The sequence below is a fragment of the Aeromonas sanarellii genome, assembly GCF_000820085.1.
In the GTDB taxonomy this organism is placed as follows: domain Bacteria; phylum Pseudomonadota; class Gammaproteobacteria; order Enterobacterales; family Aeromonadaceae; genus Aeromonas; species Aeromonas sanarellii.
This window is the reverse complement of the sequence record NZ_CDBN01000024.1, coordinates 1-1,273: the sequence shown is the minus strand read 5'-3', so window position 1 is coordinate 1,273 and position 1,273 is coordinate 1. Positions and strand designations below refer to the sequence as shown.

Genomic DNA, 1,273 nt, shown 5'->3' with positions numbered 1-1,273 from the left:
GCCGCTTGCGCTCCGTGATGTCGATCCAGCCGTCGATCACCCCGCTGATGGTCCCGTCACCATCGAAGTAGGGCACCATCCAGTGGTAGATGTCGGTCTGCTCCCCCTGCCGGTGGAAGAGGCGATCGGCAAAGACGGGCCGACCCTCCCGCAGTACCCTGGCGAAATCCTGCTCCAGCACCGCGATGCTCTGGTCATCGATCAGCCCCGCCAGCCCCCGGGCGAAGGGCTGGCCCATGACGGCTTCCGGCCGGGCACCGAGCTGGCTCAGGTACTTGCTGTTGCACAGCAATACCTTGCCACCCTTGTCCCGCACGACGATGGGGTGGNNAGCAGCACCAGCGCCAGGGCGAACAGCACGGCAAACAGCAGGTAGAAGGCGTGGGCGTGGCGCTCCATGAAGCCGGGCACCGGCAGTTTGCGGTTGCGCCACTCGTAGCTCATCATGGCCAGCTCGTTGGGGGGGATGGCAAGAATGGTCTTGTCGAGGATCCCCATCAGCATCCCCTGGTCGCGCAGGCTGGCAAATCCCATCCGGATCGGCTCCTCGTCGGCGGGGCCGGCGATGCGCAACCGGGTCTGCGGATCGTTCTCCAGCGCGTGGCGGGCAAAGTAGAGCGGCACTATGGCGGCGTCCAGCCTGCCCCGCTCGACCGCCTGCATCGCCTCTTCGGCGTTCTCCACAATGGTGATACGGCTGCGACCTAGCCGCCCGGCGAGGGGGGTATGGCGGGTCATCCCCACCGTCTTGCCCGCCAGGCTCTGCAGGGTNNCCTGGCGGGTGAGGATCACGTAGATGTCGTCGGCGGCATAGGGAGCCGAGGGACGCAGGCCGTAGCCCTCGGCCACGGGCCGCGAGATGGCGCCGATAAGGTCGATGGCGCCTGACTGCATGGCCTTCGCCAGCTGGCGTTCGGAGTCTGCGCTCACGAACTCGAAGCGAAGGCCGGAGCGTTTGCCCACCCTGGCCAGCATGTCGACCGTCATGCCGGTGAGCTGGCCGTCGTGATCCAGGGCGCCATAGGGGTAGAGGTTGTCCATCAGCCACACCCTGATGGGGGGCGAGCGCCGGATCCAGGCCCGCTCGGCGGCGTCATAGAGATCGCTCGCCCTGTCGTTCATGTCGCGAATGGGCCCGTTCCACTGGGTGAAGACGGCATTGCGGGTGCCCTCGCCGATCGCCTTCAGGCTCTTGTCGACCAGGCTCGACAGCGCGAGGGGGTGGGCCGGCATGGCGAAGCGGAAATCCGCAGGCGCCAGCTCGGGCGGGGCC

At 67.4% G+C, this 1,273-nt stretch carries 2 protein-coding genes; both read right to left on the bottom strand.

Annotated features, from left to right (window positions below):
* Positions 1-292, bottom strand: a 292-nt coding sequence (locus BN1132_RS20440) for a PAS domain-containing protein (RefSeq protein WP_339361470.1), incomplete at its 3' end; no start/stop codon positions are given.
* The gene (locus tag BN1132_RS05535; RefSeq protein ID WP_459348701.1) at positions 268-1,041 is read right to left on the bottom strand and encodes a transporter substrate-binding domain-containing protein; all 774 of its coding nucleotides are present in this window, start codon (positions 1,039-1,041) and stop codon (positions 268-270) included. The genes BN1132_RS20440 and BN1132_RS05535, both read right to left, overlap by 25 nt.
* Positions 1,042-1,273: the final 232 nt, after the last annotated feature.